At 72.1% G+C, this 18,041-nt stretch carries 13 protein-coding genes; 7 read left to right on the forward strand and 6 right to left on the reverse strand.

Annotation, left to right across the window (positions count from 1 at the left end):
* Positions 1–2 precede the first annotated feature (2 nt).
* Positions 3–1,175, forward strand: a complete 1,173-nt coding sequence (locus D2L64_RS13805; protein WP_407663099.1) for a DNA polymerase III subunit beta family protein — start codon at positions 3–5, stop codon at positions 1,173–1,175.
* A gap of 79 nt (positions 1,176–1,254) precedes the next feature.
* The gene (gene serS, locus D2L64_RS13810) at positions 1,255–2,535 is read left to right on the forward strand and encodes a serine--tRNA ligase (RefSeq protein WP_119576176.1); all 1,281 of its coding nucleotides are present in this window, start codon (positions 1,255–1,257) and stop codon (positions 2,533–2,535) included.
* Here serS and D2L64_RS13815 read toward each other — a convergent pair.
* The 4 genes from D2L64_RS13815 to D2L64_RS13830 are packed head-to-tail and all read right to left on the reverse strand — an operon-like array spanning position 2,506 to position 7,429.
* Positions 2,506–3,540 (reverse strand): cytochrome c biogenesis CcdA family protein, encoded by a 1,035-nt coding sequence (locus D2L64_RS13815; RefSeq protein WP_119576179.1) that lies wholly within the window; start codon positions 3,538–3,540, stop codon positions 2,506–2,508. The genes serS and D2L64_RS13815 overlap by 30 nt on opposite strands.
* Positions 3,540–4,136: a redoxin domain-containing protein gene (locus D2L64_RS13820; RefSeq protein ID WP_119576182.1), complete on the reverse strand. Its 597-nt coding sequence runs from the start codon at positions 4,134–4,136 to the stop codon at positions 3,540–3,542. The genes D2L64_RS13815 and D2L64_RS13820 overlap by 1 nt, the downstream gene beginning before the upstream one ends.
* A 21-nt stretch (positions 4,137–4,157) precedes the next feature.
* Positions 4,158–5,618, reverse strand: a complete 1,461-nt coding sequence (locus tag D2L64_RS13825; protein WP_119576361.1) for an NADH-quinone oxidoreductase subunit NuoF family protein — start codon at positions 5,616–5,618, stop codon at positions 4,158–4,160.
* A gap of 2 nt (positions 5,619–5,620) precedes the next feature.
* Positions 5,621–7,429: a hypothetical protein gene (locus tag D2L64_RS13830; RefSeq protein ID WP_233558938.1), complete on the reverse strand. Its 1,809-nt coding sequence runs from the start codon at positions 7,427–7,429 to the stop codon at positions 5,621–5,623.
* 261 nt (positions 7,430–7,690) lie between these two features.
* Here D2L64_RS13830 and D2L64_RS13835 point away from each other — a divergent pair, with 261 nt between their 5' ends.
* Both D2L64_RS13835 and D2L64_RS13840 read left to right on the forward strand, forming a co-directional pair.
* Positions 7,691–9,157 (forward strand): alpha-amylase, encoded by a 1,467-nt coding sequence (locus tag D2L64_RS13835; protein ID WP_119576185.1) that lies wholly within the window; start codon positions 7,691–7,693, stop codon positions 9,155–9,157.
* A 131-nt stretch (positions 9,158–9,288) separates the two neighbouring features.
* Positions 9,289–10,212, forward strand: coding sequence for a L,D-transpeptidase family protein (locus tag D2L64_RS13840; protein ID WP_233558939.1), 924 nt, complete (start codon positions 9,289–9,291; stop codon positions 10,210–10,212).
* A 125-nt stretch (positions 10,213–10,337) separates the two neighbouring features.
* Here D2L64_RS13840 and D2L64_RS13850 read toward each other — a convergent pair whose 3' ends face one another.
* A complete protein-coding gene (locus tag D2L64_RS13850; protein WP_119576188.1) occupies positions 10,338–13,607 on the reverse strand; it encodes a DEAD/DEAH box helicase in 3,270 nt (1,089 codons plus the stop codon).
* A 319-nt stretch (positions 13,608–13,926) separates the two neighbouring features.
* Between D2L64_RS13850 and D2L64_RS13855 the strand changes: the two genes are divergently transcribed.
* Both D2L64_RS13855 and D2L64_RS13860 read left to right on the forward strand, forming a co-directional pair.
* Positions 13,927–14,949, forward strand: coding sequence for a 7-cyano-7-deazaguanine synthase (locus tag D2L64_RS13855; protein ID WP_119576191.1), 1,023 nt, complete (start codon positions 13,927–13,929; stop codon positions 14,947–14,949).
* Positions 14,950–14,995: 46 nt separating this feature from the next.
* Complete coding sequence (locus D2L64_RS13860; protein WP_119576194.1) at positions 14,996–16,135, forward strand: site-2 protease family protein; 1,140 nt, start codon at positions 14,996–14,998, stop codon at positions 16,133–16,135.
* 88 nt (positions 16,136–16,223) lie between these two features.
* Here the strand turns inward: D2L64_RS13860 and D2L64_RS13865 are convergent, their stop codons facing one another.
* Complete coding sequence (locus D2L64_RS13865; protein ID WP_119576197.1) at positions 16,224–17,459, reverse strand: FAD-binding protein; 1,236 nt, start codon at positions 17,457–17,459, stop codon at positions 16,224–16,226.
* Between the two features lie 60 nt (positions 17,460–17,519).
* On the opposite strand from D2L64_RS13865, the gene D2L64_RS13870 reads away from it, so the two are divergent.
* On the forward strand, positions 17,520–17,999 hold the full coding sequence (locus D2L64_RS13870; RefSeq protein ID WP_119576200.1) for a thrombospondin type 3 repeat-containing protein: 480 nt from the start codon (positions 17,520–17,522) through the stop codon (positions 17,997–17,999).
* Positions 18,000–18,041: the final 42 nt, after the last annotated feature.

An 18,041-nucleotide genomic window follows, 5' to 3' on the forward strand; every position in this document is an offset into this window, starting at 1 on the left:
GGGTGGAGAGCGACCTGCGCAGCATCGGTGAGCTGGCCCGGGCCAGCGGGCTGACGGTGAGTGCCCTGCGGTTCTACGACGCCGCCGGGGTGCTGGTGCCGGCCTGGGTCGACCCGGTGACCGGGTACCGCCGCTACGCCGACGACCAGGTGGCGTCGGCCCGGCTGGTGGCGGGGCTGCGCCGGGTGGGTATGCCGGTTGCCGAGATCGCCCGGGCGGTGCGCGCCGAGCCCGCCGTGGTCCACGAGTTGCTCGACACGCAGCTGCGCCGGCTGGCGGACGGGCTGGCGGACGCCCGCCGCGAGGTGTCCCGGATCCGGTCACTGCTCCCGGCCGACCGGTCGGCCGCGGTCACCCGGCTCACCGTGACCGCCGCCGACCTGGCCGCCGCCGTGGACGCCGTCCGGTTCGCCGTCGGCACCGATCCCGCGTTGCCGGCGTTGACCGGTGTCCTGTTCGACGTGTCGGCCGCGGGTCTCCGGCTGGTGGCGACCGACCGGCACCGGCTGGCGATGGCGACGGCCGACGCCGTGGTGCACGGCCCGGCGGTACGGGCCCTGCTGCCGTTGGACGCCGTGGACCGCCTGCGCGCCCTGCTCCACACCGCCACCACCACCGCCGAGGCCGTCGGCGTCGCCACCGCCGAAGCCACCGTCGCCGTCGACGGTGTGGAGGACGGCGGCCTGGGTGACGTGCGGCTGGTCCTGACCGGCTCCCGGCTGCTCGCGGAGGTGGCCGGGCGCGAGTGGTACGCCGTGGCGTTGCCGGACGAGTTCCCGGACTACCAGGCGCTGCTGCCGAGCCACCGTGCCGGCTCGACGCACCGGATCCCGGTCGACGCCGAGTGGCTGGTCGCCGCGCTGCGCGCGGGCACGCCGACCGTCGTCCGTCAGTACGCCGGCCGGCCGTTGCCGGTGACCGTCCTCGGCCTGGGCCGGCCGGACCGGCTCCGCCTGCTCGGCGCCGACGACCTCACCACCGACGGTGCTGCCGCCCGCGCCGACCGGGTACCGGCCGAGCTGCGGGTCGGGGTGAACGGCGAGTACCTGCTCGACGCGCTGGACGCCGCCGGTGGCGGGCATCTGACGTTGGAGCTGGACAGTCCGCTCGCGCCGCTGGCGATCCGCCGCCCCGACGACAGGGTCTTCTCCATCCTGATGCCGATCCGACTCTGACCGCACGGCGGGGCGATTCGGGCCCGGCGGTAACATCTGGTGGTCCACCCGACTCCCAGACGGAGGCGTACGGAGCAGCATGCTCGACATGGAGTTGATCCGAAAGGATCGCGACGCGGTGGCGGCCGCGCTGGCGAAGCGGCTCGACGCCGCCGAGGTCGACCGGGCGCTGGATGAGATCCAGGACCTCGACCGGGAACGCCGCCGGCTGATCACCGAGATCGACGGGGAACGCCAGCGCCGCAAGGCCGAGGCCCGGGCGTACGCGCAGGCGAAGCGGTCCGGTGTCGAGCCGGAGGTGACCTCCGACGACGGTCGTAAGCAGGTCGCCGAGCTGGAGGCCGAGCTCGACGACGTGCAGTCGCGGCTGCGTGCCGTGATGAGCGAGCTGCCGAACCTGCCCGCCGAGGACGTGGTCCCGGGTGGCAAGGAGGCCAACCGGGTGGTGAAGACCTTCGGCGCGCCGCCGGCCATCGAGAAGGTCCGCGACCACGTCGAGTTGAGCCGGATGCTGGGCCTGGTCGACCACGAGCGCGGCGTCAAGCTGGGCGGCTCGGGCTTCTGGATGTACACCGGCCTGGGCGCCCGCTTCGAGTGGGCGCTGCTCAACTGGCTGATCGAGCGGAACATCGAGGCCGGGTACGAGTTCCTGCTCCCGCCGCACCTGCTGCTGGACACCGCCGGCTTCGCCGCCGGCCAGTTCCCCAAGTTCTACGACGACGTCTACCACCTGGACCGGCAGTCCGCCCCACGCGGGCAGTTCCTGCTGCCGACGGCGGAGACGGCGATCCTCGGCGCGTACCAGGACGAGATCCTGGAGACCGCGAAGCTGCCGCTGCGGGTGTTCGCGTACACCCCCTGCTACCGCCGCGAGGCGGCCGGGTCGCACTCGGACGAACGCGGCACGGTACGCGGCCACCAGTTCAACAAGGTGGAGATCTTCCAGTTCACCCTGCCCGAGCACGCCGACGCCGCGCTGGAGCAGATGGTCACCCACGCGGAGAGCCTGGTCGAGGGGCTCGGCCTGCACTACCAGCGCAGCCTGCTGGCGGCCGGCGACGCCAGCGCCGCGATGCGCAAGACCCTCGACATCGAGGTGTGGATGCCGAGCACCGGCAAGTACAAGGAGGTCTCGTCGGTCTCCTGGAGCGGTGACTACCAGGCCCGCCGGGCGGCGATCCGGTACCGCGAGCCGGGCGGCAAGCAGACCCGCTTCGTCCACACCCTCAACGGCTCGGCGCTGGCCACCAGCCGGCTCTTCCCGGCCATCCTGGAGCAGTTCCAGCAGCCCGACGGCTCGGTCCTGGTCCCCGAGGTGCTCCGCCCCCGCCTAGGCACCGACCGCCTGACCCCCCGCTGACCCATCCCCCTCCTTCTCTCCCTCTCCCGCCGCCCTCTCCGCCCCTGCCCTCGCCGCCCCCGCCGTCGATCTTGCACTTGTGGTCACTGAAACGTCCGCATCCGCCGCTCTTGTCGGGGCAGAAAGTGCACGATCGCCGGGCCGGGCGGGGTGGGCGGGGCGCGTGGGGTGGGGGTGGGCGGGGTGGGTGCGGGTTAGGAGGGTTAGGGCTAGGAGGGTGGTCAGGGTGAGGGCCAGGGCGGTGGGGCCGATGGATTCCACGGTGCCGGCGAGCCAGCGCTGGATCCCGGCGGCGGTGGTGACCACCGGATCGGTGAGCGCATCCCGGCGGCCGGCGAACAGGCGCACCTCGTACCAGCCGTACCAGGCGACGTAGCCGCCGGAGAGCAGCAGCACCAGGCCGCTGAGCCGGGACGCCCAGGCACCGGCGCCGCGCAGCCGGGCCACCACCCCGCCGCGCAGCAGCGCCACGCCGAGCGCGGCCACCGTCACCACCAGCCCCATCCCGAGGGCGTACGCGCCGAACAGCGCCAACCCCCGCGCCGTCGAACCGGCCTGCAAGCTGGTCACCACGATCGCCAGGAACGGTGCGATGGCGCAGCCCAGCGAGGCGACCGCGTACGCCATGCCGAACAGCACCATCGACGGCAGCGAGCGGGTCAGCCGGGGTGCCCGGGCCAGTGGGCGCAGGGTAGGCAGCCGACGGCCGACGAGCAGCCAACCGCCGAGCAGCACCAGCAACAGCCCCAGCCCGATGGTGAACCACGGCAGCCGGGGGCGCAGCCAGCCGGCGACCGGGGCCAGCGCCAGACCGAAGGCGCCGAACACCACGACGTACCCGAGGGTGAGCGCGGCGGCGGCGGTGAGCGCCCGCCGTACCGCGCCGCGGGTGTCGGTGGCACCGGCGACCAGCAGCGACAGGTACGCCGGCAGCATCGCGAAGCCGCACGGGTTGACCGCGCCGAGCATCCCGGCGGTCAGCGCCAGCAGTAGCGGCGCCTCCATCAGGCGGCCAGGGCGGTGACCCGTCGGGTGAGGTCCTCACCGTCCAGCCAGCCCTGGTGGATCACCTTCCCGTCCCGGTCGATGATCACGAAGGTGCTCTGCTCGACGACGCCGAAGCGCCGCCAGAGCACGCCCGCACGGTCGTCGAGCTGCGGGACCGGACCCAGCTCGAACTCGGTGACGAACTCGGCCATCGCCTTCTGCTCGCCCAGCCCGGCGACGCCGATGATCGGCACGGTGTCCCGGAAGCCGGGCGCGATCTCGGCCACTGTCCACGCCTGACTGGCGCAGGCGGCGCACCAGGGCGCCCAGAACCACAGCACCACCGGGCGGCCGGCCAGGTCGGCGGCGTCGAACGCGGCGCCGTCCAGGGTCTTGCCGGTGAACCGCAGGGTGTCCGGCACCGGGCCGACCGGTGCCGCCGACGGGGACGCGGCGGCGCCGGCCGAGGGGGACGCGGCGCCGTCGACCGCCGGGGGCGCGGCCGGTGGCTCGGGTGCCGGCGGTACCGCCTCGGCGGCGCAACCGGCCAGCGCGACGGCGAGCAGGGCGGTGAGTACGGCGACGAACCGTCCCCTCGTTCGTGCCGTACCCATCCGTGTCTCCTTCGGCTTCGCTCAGGCCTTGGTCAGTCGTAGCGCCAACTCCGGGCAGACCTTGATCGCCTTCACCGCGCCCTCCCGCAGCCAGGTCGGCACCGGGGTCGGCGGGAAGGCGGGGTAACCGTTCTGGTCGAGGCGGATGAAGTCCGGCACCACGTGGGCGCAGAGTCCGTGCCCGTCGCACCGGGACCAGTCCAGCACCAGCTTCTGCGGGTCCGGGTCGGGGGCACCGGGCAGCCCCATCACGCCCTTGACCCGCCGGCCGCAGCCCTCGCCGGTGGTGTGCTTCTTCAGGTCGTCGGCGAAGACCTCCATCGCCGAGAGGGCGAATCGGGACGTACCGTCGGGGTGGCTGCAGGCACCCCGGCCCTTGACGTCACCGGCGGCGGCCCGGACGACCTCCACCGGCGCGCTGCCGGAGACCGCCAGGTCGACGGCGCGGGCCAGGTCGGGCAGTCCCCGCTTGCACGGGCCGCACTGGCCGGCGGACTCGCCGGCCAGGTAGCGCACCACCTGCGCGGCCTCGCCGAGGGGGCAGGTGTCGTTGGCCAGCGGGACGATGATGCCGGCGCCGAGGGTGCCGCCGACGGCGGCGAGCCCCTTGCGGGAGACCTCGGCCTTGTTCGCCGCCTCCCAGGTGATCCACTTGCCGTGGTAGCCGCCCATCAGGATGCCCGGCCCCTCGGGGACCTCGCAGAGTTCGAGGATCTCCCGCAGCGGGGTGCCGGCCGCGCACTCGACCACCGCGTGGCGTTTGGCCGCGCCGGTCACGCTCAGCAGGACGGTGCCGGGTTCGTCGTCGGTGCCGAGCGCGGCGTACTCGTACGGGCCGAGTCGGGCGGCGATCGCCAGCTGGGAGTACGTCTCGGCGTTGGACAGCAGGGTGGGCAGGTTGTTGACGCCGGAGTCGCTGGACCGCTTCTTGGTGCCGGGCGGGATGTGCGGCAGCCCGTTGATCCCGTTGACCAGTGCGCCGCCCTCGCCGCTGATGAACCGGTGCGGGACCGTCACGAGGCTGGTCGGTACCGGCATCCGGCGCTCCTCCAGCGCCTCCATCAGGGAGTCCCGGCCGACCAGGTCGTCGGCCACGCAGAGCACGATCTCCTCGGCGTCGAGCGCGAACGCGGCCAGCGCGGCGCCGTCGAGGATCAGGTGCGGCGCCCGGGTCAGGATGACCTTGTCCTTCCAGCTGGCCGGCTCACCCTCGGTGGCGTTGACCACCACCACCGGCGGCAGGTCCTGGCGTTCACAGGACTCCAGCACCGCCCGCAGCTTCTTGGCGAACGGGAACCCGGCGCCGCCCTTGCCCTTGAGCTGGATGCCCTCGGCCAGACGCAGCAGGTTGGACGGTTCCATCGGACTGATCGGACCGTGCACCATCTCGTGTGCCCGCAGGTCGAGGCGACCGAACTCGGCGAACCCGGCGGTGAGTCGCGGTTCACCGACGGCGGCCACCGGGGGGACCGTGGTACGCATCGTCACTTCGCCTCACCCCGCAGGCCGGCCCAGTAGGCACCGTCGACGGAGTCCGGGTCGGCGCGGCGACGACGCCGGTTGTCTCCGGCGGCCCGGCGGGCCCGCCGGGAAGCGAGGTCGACCAGGGTCGGGGTGTCGTCGTCGGCGGCGACGTCGTCCGGGGCGTACCGGGCCGGAGGACGCCAGTAGTCGGTCTCGGCCTCCGGCAGGTCGTCCTCGACGCTGTGCCGACCGCTACCGCTGCGCGGTGCGGCGGAGATGGGCGAACCGGAGATCGGCGAGCCGGAGATGGGCGAGCCGGAAATCGGTGAACTGGAGATGGGTGCGGTGGACTCCCAACGGCGCGGGCTGTCCCAGGGCTCCTCCGGTTCGTCGTCGGTGCGCAGCGGTGGAGACGAGTAGCGGCTGCTCTCGGCGTCCGACCGGGACCGCCGGGACCGGCCGTACTCCTCGTCGTCGCGGCGGCGCCGGCCCGCCGGCTCGGCCTGCGGCGCGTACTCCTCGTCGCGTTCCTCGTCGCGGCGGCGGGCTGCCCGGCGGCCCACCCGCTCGTCCTCGTCGCGACGGGCGGCCGGGCGACGGGTCGGTTCCTCGTCGCGGCGGGTCCGGCGCGGCGCCGGCTCCAGGTCGTCGTCGAACCGGGCCGAACGCCGGGGCGCGGGCTCCACGTCCTCGTCGACCCGGACGGAACGCCGCCCGGTCGGCTCGTCGTCGCGGCGGCGGCGCGCCACCGGTTCGAGCAGCTCGGTCTCGCGGCGTACGACCCGCTCCAGCTCTTCCTCGTCGCGCCGCGACCCGCGCCGGACGACCGGCGCCAGTTCCTCGTCGCGGGCCGGGCGGGTCGGTTCCCGCAGCGTGCCGGGCTCGGGCACCACCGGCACGGTGAACCGCTCGGGGTTGTTGCGCCGGATGGTGGGGCTGGCCCAGGTGCCGGAGGTGCTCTCGGCCCAGCTGATGTCGCGACGGCTGCGCTCGTTCTCGCCGCCCCGCTTGGTCAGGTTGCCGAGCAGGGTCTTCGTCCGGGTCTCGTCGCTGCCCTTGCCGGTCATCGCCTCGTTGAGGGCGGCGGCCTGGTGCCGTTCGCGACTGCGCCGTTGCAGGGTGACCGAGAGCCGGACCATCAGGGCCACCACCACCAGCACCACGCAGAGCCAGTAGCTCAGGCTGACCCAGGTGGCCGGGGCGCGGCCGGCGCCGAGGCCGTGGAAGATGCCGAACGGCCAGGACAGGTACGCCATCGAGTGCAGCGCCCGCCAGACCCACTTCGGCCCGATGTCGGCGAACCGGGCGCGGATGATCCCGGTCCAGAGGACACCGACCATGAGCAGCGCGGCGATGGTGCCGAGTCCGACGTAGAGGCCCCGCCCGCCGACGAACGGCACGGCGGCGTCGGTCACCCCGGCGCGACCACTGGCGATCTTGGTGATCACGTGGAAGACCAGGCCGGCCACACCGAGGATGCCGGTCGCCCGGTGGGCGGACTGCAACAGGACCCGGTGCCGGATGAGCAGCACCAGCCGGTCGGTGGAGAGTAGTCCCATCATCACCGTCAGGCTCAGCGCGACCAGGGCGATCACGCCGGCGAAGAACTCGGTGAAGAAGAACCCCATCGCGTAGGCCCGCTGGCCCGCGCCGGTGAGCATCACCAGCGCCCACACCGCGGCGAGTCCGGACGCGGTCAGCGCCAGGACCTGGCCGCGGGAGGCAACCCGCACTCCTCTACTGCTGCTGCTGGTACGGACGGCAGGCGGCTTCTCGTTCTGCGTAGCCCGGGCCATGTGCTCCTCGATCGTCTCGCGGCGGCGTACCACCGGCCGACCCTGTTCCCCACACCAGTACGGCCACGGGCGCCGTACGGATTAGCCCGGACAGAAAAATTCTGACGAGTTGTCGAACCACGCCCCCGCGCGGCGCGTGTAGCCACCGATTCCGGACTCATCGGACAGTCACCCATGTCCATGCGTTGACAGCCCATGAAACCAGCTTGTAACCTTGCCGAAACTTTCACCCTCACTTGCAAGATCCGGGCAGGCGTACCGCCACCCCCAGCCCTCCGCCCCCAGGAGACCCCGATGCCCCGACGTCGACTCCGCACCACGATCGTCGCCCTCGGCGCGATCGTCGGCCTACTCGCCCCCGCCGCCGTACTGGCACCGACCGCCCTCGACACCCCGGCCGCCGTCGCCGCCCCGGCGGGCGGCAAGAAGGTCATCGCCAACCTGTTCGAATGGAACTGGCCCTCGGTGGCCGGCGAGTGCACCAGCACCCTCGGCCCGAAGGGCTACGGCTACGTCCAGGTCTCGCCGCCACAGGAACACGTCCGCGGCAACCAGTGGTGGGTGGCGTACCAGCCGGTCAGCTACCGCATCGAGTCCCGCAAGGGCACCCGCGAGCAGTTCCGCTCCATGGTCGCCACCTGCCAGGCGGCCGGTGTCAAGGTGATCGTCGACGCCGTCGTCAACCACATGTCCGGGCAGTCGAACGGCGGCACCGGCTGGGCCGGGTCGTCGTACCAGCACCACGTCTACCCCGGCATCTACCAGGCGCAGGACTTCAACTACTGCGGGCGCAACGGCAACAACGACATCGTCAACTACAACGACCGGTACGAGGTGCAGAACTGCGAGCTGGTCAACCTCGCCGACCTGAAGACCGGGTCCGACTACGTCCGTTCCCGGCTGGCCGCGTACCTCAACGACCTGCTGTCGCTCGGTGTGGACGGCTTCCGGCTGGACGCCAGCAAGCACATGCCGGCGGCGGACATCGCGGCCATCCTCAGCCGGCTGAACCGGTCCGCGTACATCGTCCAGGAGGTCATCTACGGCGCGGGCGAGCCGATCCGGCCCGAGGAGTACACCGGCAACGGCGACGTGCACGAGTTCCGCTACGGCAAGGACCTGGCCCGGGTCTTCCGTTCGGAGCGGCTGGCCTACCTGCGTAACTTCGGCGAGGGCTGGGGCCACCTGCCCAGCGGCGTCTCGTCGGTCTTCGTCGACAACCACGACACCCAGCGCGACGAGCCCGGCGTGCTCACCTACCGCGACCGGGGCAGCTACGCCCTCGCCAACGCCTTCATGCTGGCCTGGCCGTACGGCTCCCCGACGGTGATGTCGAGCTACACCTACAGCAGCCGCGACGCCGGACCGCCCTCGGACGGCAACAACAAGACCCTCAACACCACCTGCTACTCCGGCTGGGAGTGCGAACACCGCTGGCCGGTCATCGCGAACATGGTCGGCTTCCGCAACGCCACCGAGGGCACCGGGGTCAGCAACTGGTACGACAACGGCTACCAGCACATCGCCTTCAGTCGTACCGGCCGGGGCTTCATCACCATCAACGACGAGGACTTCGCCGTCAACGGCCGCTCGTACTACACCGGCTTACCGGCCGGGCGCTACTGCGACGTCATCCACGGCACCTTCTCGGGTGGCAGTTGCAGCGGCCCGGTCATCACCGTCGACGCCAACGGCTGGTTCGCCGCCAACGTCCCCGCCCACGACGCCATCGCCATCCACCTATCCGCCCGCCTCCCCTGACAGTCCCCCACCCCGATCCGCCCCACCCCACCCCACTCCGCTCCGGTTCGGGTCCGCTCCGGTCCGAGGGTGGGGTGGGCGGTGAGGTGAGGTTTCAGATGGTTCGAGCGGTTTGAAGATAGAGTGAATGGATGGGGGTCTTGTGGGGTTTGGTCAGGCGCGGGCGGCGTGGGGTGGCCGTCGGTGTGGGCGTGGCCGTACTGATGGGCGGGGCCGCGTACACCGGGTGGGCGCTGACTCCGGCAGCCGGGCCCGCAACGGTCACCGCACCCGTCGGCGGGACGGGAGCGCCGAGCGCGGGCGCGCCGAGCGTGCCGGCGTCGCCGTCGGCCGAGAGCGTCGCACCGGCCGCGCCGGCACCGGACGGGCTACCGGAGATCGACTACGGCCCGGCACCGATCGGCTTCCCCGACGATCCGGACACCTTGGACACCGCGCCACTGACCGAGGGCGTACGCCCGCAGCGCCGGCTCGCCGTCTACGACGCGCCCGGCGGTCGGCCGCTGGCCTTCCTCATGCCGACCATCAGCGGGGTGGAGCTGACCGTCCCGGTCGCACGCCGCGAGGCCGGCTGGACGGCCGTACTGCTGCCCTCGGCCAACCGCAAGCTGGCCTGGCTGCCACCCGGCGGATTCCGCAAGATCGCGCTGCGCGACCAGATCGTGGTGGAGCGGGTGCCGTACCGGCTCACCTGGTACCGCGACGGCGCCGCGAAGCACAGCTGGCAGGTCAGCCTGGGCCAGCGCGGCCAGGAGACCCCGCTCGGCCGCACCTTCGTGTTGGGTCGCACGCCGCCGCCCGAGTCGGTGTACGGCGGCGTCGACATCTACGCCCTCGGCTCGGTACCCGACGACCCGGATTCGGTACCGGCCAGCCTGCGCGGCGCGCACATCGGCATCCACAGCTGGCACCATGACGGCGAACTGGGCCAGCAGACCACCAACGGCTGCATCCGGTTGACCCGCTCCGGCCAGCGCCTGCTGCTGGCGGAGGTGCCGCCGGGTAGCCCGGTGGTGGTCGTCGACGCGCTGCCCACTCCACCCCCCACCGCCTGAGCCCTACCGGCACCCCACAGTGCTGCACTACGACGGCGACTACGACATGATCACCGCGATTACTGGCCAACCCACCACCTGGGTGGTTCCGGCCGGCGTGGCTGACTGACCGCCCGACCCCTCGGCTACTCCAGCAGGCTGCGGATATCATCGACGGTGAGCTGCGCGGAGGCGAACTCGCCGCCGTCGAGGACGCTGTCGAAGAGTTCGGCCTTGCGCGCCTTCAGCGCCATCACCTTCTCCTCAATGGTGTCCTTGGCGACCAGCCGATACACCATCACGTTGCGTGACTGTCCGATGCGGTGCACCCGATCCACCGCCTGGTTCTCGGCGGCCGGGTTCCACCACGGGTCGAGCAGCAGGCAGTAGTCGGCCTCGGTGAGGTTGAGGCCGAACCCGCCGGCCTTGAGGCTGATCAGGAAGACCGGATTGGTGCCGGTCTTGAACTCGTCGATCACCGCCGCCCGGTCCCGGGTGCTGCCGTCCAGATAGCTGCACGCGATGCCATCCTGTTCGAGCCGCTGCCGGGCCCGGTCGAGGAAACGGGTGAACTGGCTGAACACCAGGGTGCGGTGCCCCTCGGCGACCAGGTCTGCGACCCGCTCGGTGAGGACGTCGAGCTTCGTCGCCGGCGCGCGCTGCGTCGGGTCGACGAGCCCGACATCGAGGCTGGCCTGCCGCAGCAGGGTCAGCGACCGGAAGATCTCGAACCGGTTCTTCTCCAGGTCGCCGAGCAGGCCGAGGACCTTCTGTCGTTCCCGTTGCAGGTATGCCTGATAGACGCGGCGGTGCTTGCGGTCCAATTCGATCTCCAGCACCTGTTCCTGCTTGGGTGGCAGGTCGGCGGCCACGTCCCCCTTGCGCCGACGCAGCATCAGTGGCCTGATCCGGCGGCGGAGTTGGGCGAGCCGGTCCGCGTCGCGCTCCTTCTCGATCGGATGGCGGTAGTACTCGGTGAACCGGTCGGCGCGCGGCAACAGCCCGGGGGCGGCGATCGAACACAGCGCCCACAGCTCGCCGAGGTTGTTCTCCATCGGCGTGCCAGTGATCGCCAGTTTGAACGGCGCCGGCAGCAGTTTCGCGCAGCGGTGCGCCTGGGACTGGGAGTTCTTGACGAACTGCGCCTCGTCGAGGATCAGGCCCGCCCAGTCGAGCGTCCGGTAGTCGTCGTACTCCAGCCGGAACAGGGTGTACGAGGTGACGACGACCTGCGCACCGTCCACCGCCTCGGCGAGTTCCACGCCGCGTCGCGCCACGGTCTGCGTGATCGCCCGGACGGTGAGATCCGGCGTGAACCGGGCCGCCTCGCGGGCCCAGTTGTCGACCACGCTGGCCGGGCAGACCACCAGGAACGGCCGCTCCCGCCGGGCGTGACAGATCAGCGCCAACGCCTGGAGGGTCTTGCCGAGCCCCATGTCGTCAGCGAGAACCCCGCCGAGCCCGTGGTCATGCAGAGTGGCGAGCCACCGGAACCCCTCCTGCTGGTACGGCCGCAGCTCGGCTCGTACCTCCGTTGGAACCGGATGTGGGACGGCCAGGTCTGCTTCGCTCAGCGCCCGCACCGACTGTTGCCAGGCCGCGGCCTGGCCGGTGACCTCACCGAGCTCGGCCAGCTCGTCCCAGAGCCCGGCCTGGAACCGCCCGACCCGTACCGTCCCGGGCGGGGCGTCGGACAGGGCCCGCGACTCGACGATCAGGTCCCGCAACTGGCGGAACTCCACCCGGTCCAGGGCGAAGTACGTCCCGCTGGGCAGGATGAGGTACTGGTGGTCCTGGGCGAGCGCGGCGAACAGTTCGGCGAAACCCACCGGTTCACCGCCGACGCTGACCCGTACCGACAGGTCGAACCAGTCGTGGTCGCCGGCATCGCCGCCGTCGGCGAAGGTGATCGACGGCGCGTCGAAGGTCTCGTGGTAGTCGGGCAGTGTCCCCTCGGGCGCCGCGATCACCTCGACGTGGTCCAGGTCGGCGAGCTGGGGCACGACGTCGTTCAGGAGACGAATCAGGGCGTCACCGGCGATGACGGTCGAGGCAGTGAGCTGTGGCCCGGCAGGGGACGGTTCGACGAGCTCGGGCACCGGCTTGCCAACCATCTCGACGACCTGACCGAACACCCGCTCGCGGTGGGCGTCGGCCGTGCCGGGCACACCGGCCCGCAGTGGCTCCGGATAACGCCGGGCACCCACCATGCGGTGCCATTCCCAGGTGACGCGGAGACGATGGCCGGGCTCCGGCGTCAGGGTCATCACCAGCCGGTCCGGCCCGACCGCCGGAAGACGGACCGTCGGACCAGCGGCGATCACCTCCACCTGACGGAGCAGATCCGGATAGAAGCGATCGAAGAACTGCGCTTCCTCGGCGGCCGGAATCCGGATCGGGGGTCCGGAGAGCGCCCGGAGCGTGCGCGGTGACATCGCCGTGGCCAGCGGCGCCAGCCGCAGCGTCGGCTTTCCGGGGCGGCGCTGTCCCGGGTCCGGCTCGCCCCGCCAGGCGATGCCGTGCGCCGGGTTACCGAGCAGGACCAGCTCGGTGGCGTGGATCGGCGCGTTGTCGGCCGACAACGCGGCGCCGAGCACGAGTTCACCCTCGGCCCGGTCGACCCGCACCGACAGTCGCGCCGGTCGGCGGTCGACCACCACCGGCCCCGCCTGCTTACCGACCTGTACGAGGGGCACACCGGCGTCGTCGGCTTCGGCCAGCAGGTCCCAGATCCGTCGGGTCTCGAACTCGTCGAGGAAGACGGTCTGCCGGTGACCGCCGTAGTAGTAGCCGTACGGGTCGCGGCCGGAAGCGGCCAGCCGCACGATCTCACCGAGCAGCCGGCGATGCCGCTCGGCCTGCCTGGACCTGCCGGTGTGGGCGTAACTCAACGACGACCAGCTGATCCCGGCCCGGACCCAGCCGGTACGACCGGGCAGAACCGGGCGGAGTCCGACCCGGAAGCCGCCGGTGTCCGGTGCGAGCGACACGATCTCGAACTGCAGCCCGATGCCGGCCTGCTCGGGTTCGCTGACGACCTCAGGTGGTGCGATGTCGCGGACCAACGTGGCGACGGCCGACTCCCAGCTCCCCTTCTTCTGCGCCGGGCGGCTCCGCGGCGGCCCGGCTGTGGGTAGCGTGGCGAGAGTCAACGCCGCGAGATGGGCACAATCGTCCTGCCCGCACGCGCATTCGCCCTGGAACGCGGTGATGCGGTCATCGACAGTCGCCACGTGGGCTGTCACCGGACCGGAGCGTGCGCCGGTGAGCTGACCGGACGCCCGGCCGATCGTCGGATCCCACCGCACGTCCACCAGGTCGCCGCGATCGAGGTGCTGCCGAGCCCGGACGAAGGTCCGGGAACCGACCAGGTCGTACAGCGCCGCCTCGGCCACGGTCAGTTCGAGTTTCGCCACGTCCGTTCCTCTCGACGGGCCGACGCCGACTGCGCCGCCCACAGTAAACCGCCGCGTCCGGTCTGTCCTCAGTCAGAGCGCCGGCCACCGCCGGCCGGGGACGTGTCGATCCAGTCCTCGGCCAGATAGAGCGTCTGGCGGGACAGGAAGTCAGCGGCAGCTTGAAGTCCAGCACGTCGATGCCGCTGGGCGTGAGGAGGACCCTACCCGTCGGCGGCCCGGCCGATGCAGAGCCGTGCCGAACCACCCCGTCAACACGCTCAGCACTTGAACAAGCACTTTCAGTTCTCATAGACGACAGATCGATCTCCAGGTCCAGGTGACGAGCGCGGGAACCTGGAGCGGACGGGCGATCGAGTTGCTCGCGTCGCTGGTCGAGACACTGACTGCGGACCGCTGGGAGATCAGCGTCCGGTCCGGTGCCCAACCGCTGCCACATCAGAGCAGAAGCCACTACGACATCCCGATCGGGGAGGTCGCGCTCTTCTCCGGTGGTCTCGACTCCACCGCGTACGTGGCGGAGCGGTCCCTGGTGCCCGCAGGTGACCTGCTCCTCGTCTCCTACTTCGAGCCCAAGTGGAAGGCACCGCAGGATGACGTGTTCGGCGCGATCGATCGTTCACGGCGCCGAGGGCTGCCGCGGTTCACGGCGACCCAGCAGGTACGCGCCGGGCGTCCCGGGCTGGAGAAGTCCGCGCGCACCCGAGGACTTCTCTACGCGGCGACCGCCGTCTTCTTCGCCGCCGTGCACCGCGTGGCACGGGTCGCCGTGCCGGAGAACGGCCAGTTGGCGCTGAATCCGGCACTGACGCCGGCCCGGGTCGCGGCCTGTTCCACCCGATCGGTGCACCCCTTCACGCTGGGACTTCTCAACGAGGTGATCCGGGAGGTCGGTGGCGCGGTCGAGGTGGTCAATCCGTACCTGTACCTCACGAAGGGTGAGGTGTGCCGTCGCGCCCTGGGCGCGGGTCTGACGCCGACGACGTTGACCCAGCAAACGGTGAGTTGTGGTCACGCCTCCAGCAGCCGCCCGAAGCTGCACTGCGGCCACTGCTATCCGTGCCTGATGCGCCATTCCGGGCTCCTCGCGGCGCTCGGCGACGACGACACGCCGTACTCACAGCGGGTGTGGGACCTGCCGGACCACGACCGGAAGACCGAAGACCGCCGCGCGTTGCATCGCTGGTTGGAGCGCCGGTTCCAGGTTCGCGACCTCGTCACCGACATGCCGGTGCCGGCCGGCATCGACCTGGCCCCGCTCGTCGCCGTGGTGAATCGGGGGCGGGCGGAGCTGTCCGCCATGTTCGACAGTCACCGGGAAACTGGCAGGGAGCGGGGGTGACACGCTGGCCTGGCATGGAAACGGCCTGCGGGGGTATGAGCGACACATGAGGGCGAGTTTCCGGCTCGGCCGGATCGTGGGCGTACCCGTCGGGGTCAACTGGAGCGTCCTGGTCATCTTCGCGCTGATCTGGTGGGGGCTGTCGGCGAACCTGTTCCCGGCGTCGTACCCCGGCCGGTCGGTGGTCGCGTACTTCCTCGCGGGTCTGGCGGCGGCCGTGGTCTTCTTCCTGGGCCTGCTCGCCCACGAGGTGTCACACGCGGTGGTGGCCAAACGCAACGGGTTGGGCGTGGAGGGCATCACCCTGTGGCTCTTCGGCGGCGTCGCCGAGCTGCGCGGGGAGGCCCGTACGCCCGGCGCGGAGCTGCGCATCGCCGGGGTCGGGCCGCTGGTCAGCCTGATCATCGGGGCGTTCTTCGGGGTGGTCGCGATGGTGCTCAGCCTGGCCGGGGTGCACGGGCTGTGGCTGGGTGCGATGGCCTGGCTCGGCGGCATCAACCTGCTGCTGGCGCTCTTCAACATCCTGCCGGCGGCACCGCTGGACGGCGGGCGACTGCTGCGCGCGGCGGTGTGGAAGGCCACCGGCGACCGGACCCGCGCCTCGGTGGTCGCCGCCCGTGCCGGCTGGATCCTCGGCGTGGTGCTGATCGGGTTGGGCCTGTGGCGGTTCCTCACCGGCGCCGGCGTGGGTGGGCTCTGGCTGGCGCTGATCGGCTGGTTCCTGATCGGCGCGGCGACGATGGAGGAGCGGCAGGCCCGGGTGGGCAGCGCGCTGCGCGGGGTACGGGTGGCCGACGTGATGACCCCGCAGCCGCAGACCGCCTCGGGTGAGCTGACCGTCGCCGACTTCGTGGACAACTACCTCTTCGCGTACCGGCACACGGCGCTGCCGTTGACCGAGGACGGGCGGCCGGTCGGCCTGGTCACCCTCGACCGGGTCCGTGGCGTACCGAGCGACCAACGCGGCAGCACCACGCTGGAGGCGGTGGCCTGCCGGGCCGACGACCTGGTCCTCGCCTCCCCCGACGAGCAACTCACCGACCTGCTGCCCCGGCTCAACGAGTGCGCCGACGGGAGGGCGCTGGTGGTCGTCGAGGGCCGCCTGGTCGGCATCGTCTCCCCCAGCGACATCAGCCGCGCCGTCCAGCGCGGCCACCTCCGCGACCAGGTCACCGCAGCCCGCTAAACCCACCCCCCACCGCGCCCCACACCCCACCCCGCCCCCCGCGCGGACGGGGAACGCGGGGCGCGGCGGGGGAAGGGGAAGGGGGGTGTCAGCGGGGGAAGAGGTTGGTGAGGTCGTTGGTGTGGAACTTGCCGGTGGGGTCGTGGTGGTGCAGGAGGGCCGCGAAGTCGGTCCAGCGGGGGTAGGTGGCGGCGATCCGGTCCGGCGCGAGGGTGAAGACCTTGCCCCAGTGCGGGCGGGGGGCGAACGGGGCCAGCGCCCGTTCCACCTCGGCCACCACCGGCAGCACCCGGTCCGGGTCGGCGATCCAGGTGAAGTGCACTGCCAGGGTGTCCCGGTCGTACTGCGGACTGAGCCAGAGCTGGTCGGCGGCGATGGTGCGCAGCTCGCTGGTCTGCGACACCGGGGCGATCAGGTGTGCCACCTCGTCGAGGGCGGCCAGCGCGTCGGCGGCGACGGCGCGGGGCAGGTGGTACTCGGACTGGAGTTCGTCGCCGCTGCTCGGGGTGAAGCCGAGCCGGAAGTGCGGCAGCCGCTCGTGCCAGGGGCCGGCCACGCCGAGCTGTTCGGTGCAGTTGGCCGTCGGCATGCCGGGCACCGGATGCCAGGGCCGGTCGGCGGCCGTCGTACCGAGCCAGTCCGCCGGGGGTGGCGGCTGGTCCGCGAGCTGCTTGCGCCAGACCTGGGTGCCGCGGGTGGAGCGCCAGTCGGTGAAGACACTGACGCTGTACGCGGAACCGAGCGCCTCGTCCAGGGCAGCGCGGGGCAGGTCGAGGCGGACGTACTGGCGGATGTCGAAGGTGGGCAGCACGTCGAGGGTGAGCCGGGTGACGATGCCGAGCGCGCCGAGCGAGACCACCAGGCCGGGAAAGTCGGGGCTGCTCCGGTCCACGGTGCGCAGATCCCCGGTGCCGGTGACCAGTTCCAGGCCGGCGACGGCGGTGGCCAGGTTGCCGACGGTGACGCCGGAGCCGTGGGTGCCGGTGGCGACCGCGCCGGCCACCGAGATGTGCGGCAGCGAGGCGAGGTTGGCCAGGGCGTACCCGCGTTCGTGCAGCCAGGCGGCGAGGTCGCCGTAGCGCGTCGCGGCCGGCACGTCGACGGTGCGGCGTTGCTCGTCGAGGTGCGCGGTGGCCGGCAGCCCGGCCAGGGTGACCAGGTCGCCGGTGGTGTCGCCGAGCCGGTTGAAGGAGTGGCCGCTGCCCACCGCCCGGATCCGGTCGCTGCCGGCGACCAGGGCCCGCAGCTCGTCGACGGATGACGGTCGGTGGTACGCCCGGGCGGAGTACCGGATGTTGCCCGCCCAGTTGCGCTGCGTCGACACGCGACCCTCCCTCTTCCGCGCCGACGGTTACCGTCGGCTCCGTCGGGGAACCCTACGCCGATGAGCAGCTACCGTGATCCCGCCCCACGGGGCGACGTGTACCCCTCCGAGGAGGAGATCGATCCGGGCGGCAGCGGCGTGGAGCCGGCCAGCGGCCTGGCCGGGGCGTACGCCGGGATGCCGGCGGGTCGGGCGTACGCCGGGATGCCGGCGGGTCGGGCGTACGCCGGGATGCCGGCGGGTCGGGCGTACGCCGGGATGCCGGCGGGCCAGCCCGGACCGCAGCCGAACCCGACGCCCGGACCGGCGCCGACGCCGGTGCCGACCCCCGGGCCGCCGCCACGGGTGACGGGCGGCGCCCGGTCGATCGTCAGCCGGCACCTGGACGGTTCGGTGCAGGTGGTCACCGACTTCGACGGCGACGGGGTGGCCGACGTGGTCCAGTTCGACCTGGACGGTGACGGGATCCCGGACGTGACCTACATCGACAGTGATCGGGACGGCCAGCTGGACACCGTGCTGCGCACCCCGGCCCACTGACCGGGCCGGGTCGACGCCGCCACGGGGTTCCGCGCGGCTGCC

The sequence above is a fragment of the Micromonospora radicis genome (genome assembly GCF_003583405.1).
In the GTDB taxonomy this organism is placed as follows: Bacteria; Actinomycetota; Actinomycetes; order Mycobacteriales; family Micromonosporaceae; genus Micromonospora; species Micromonospora radicis.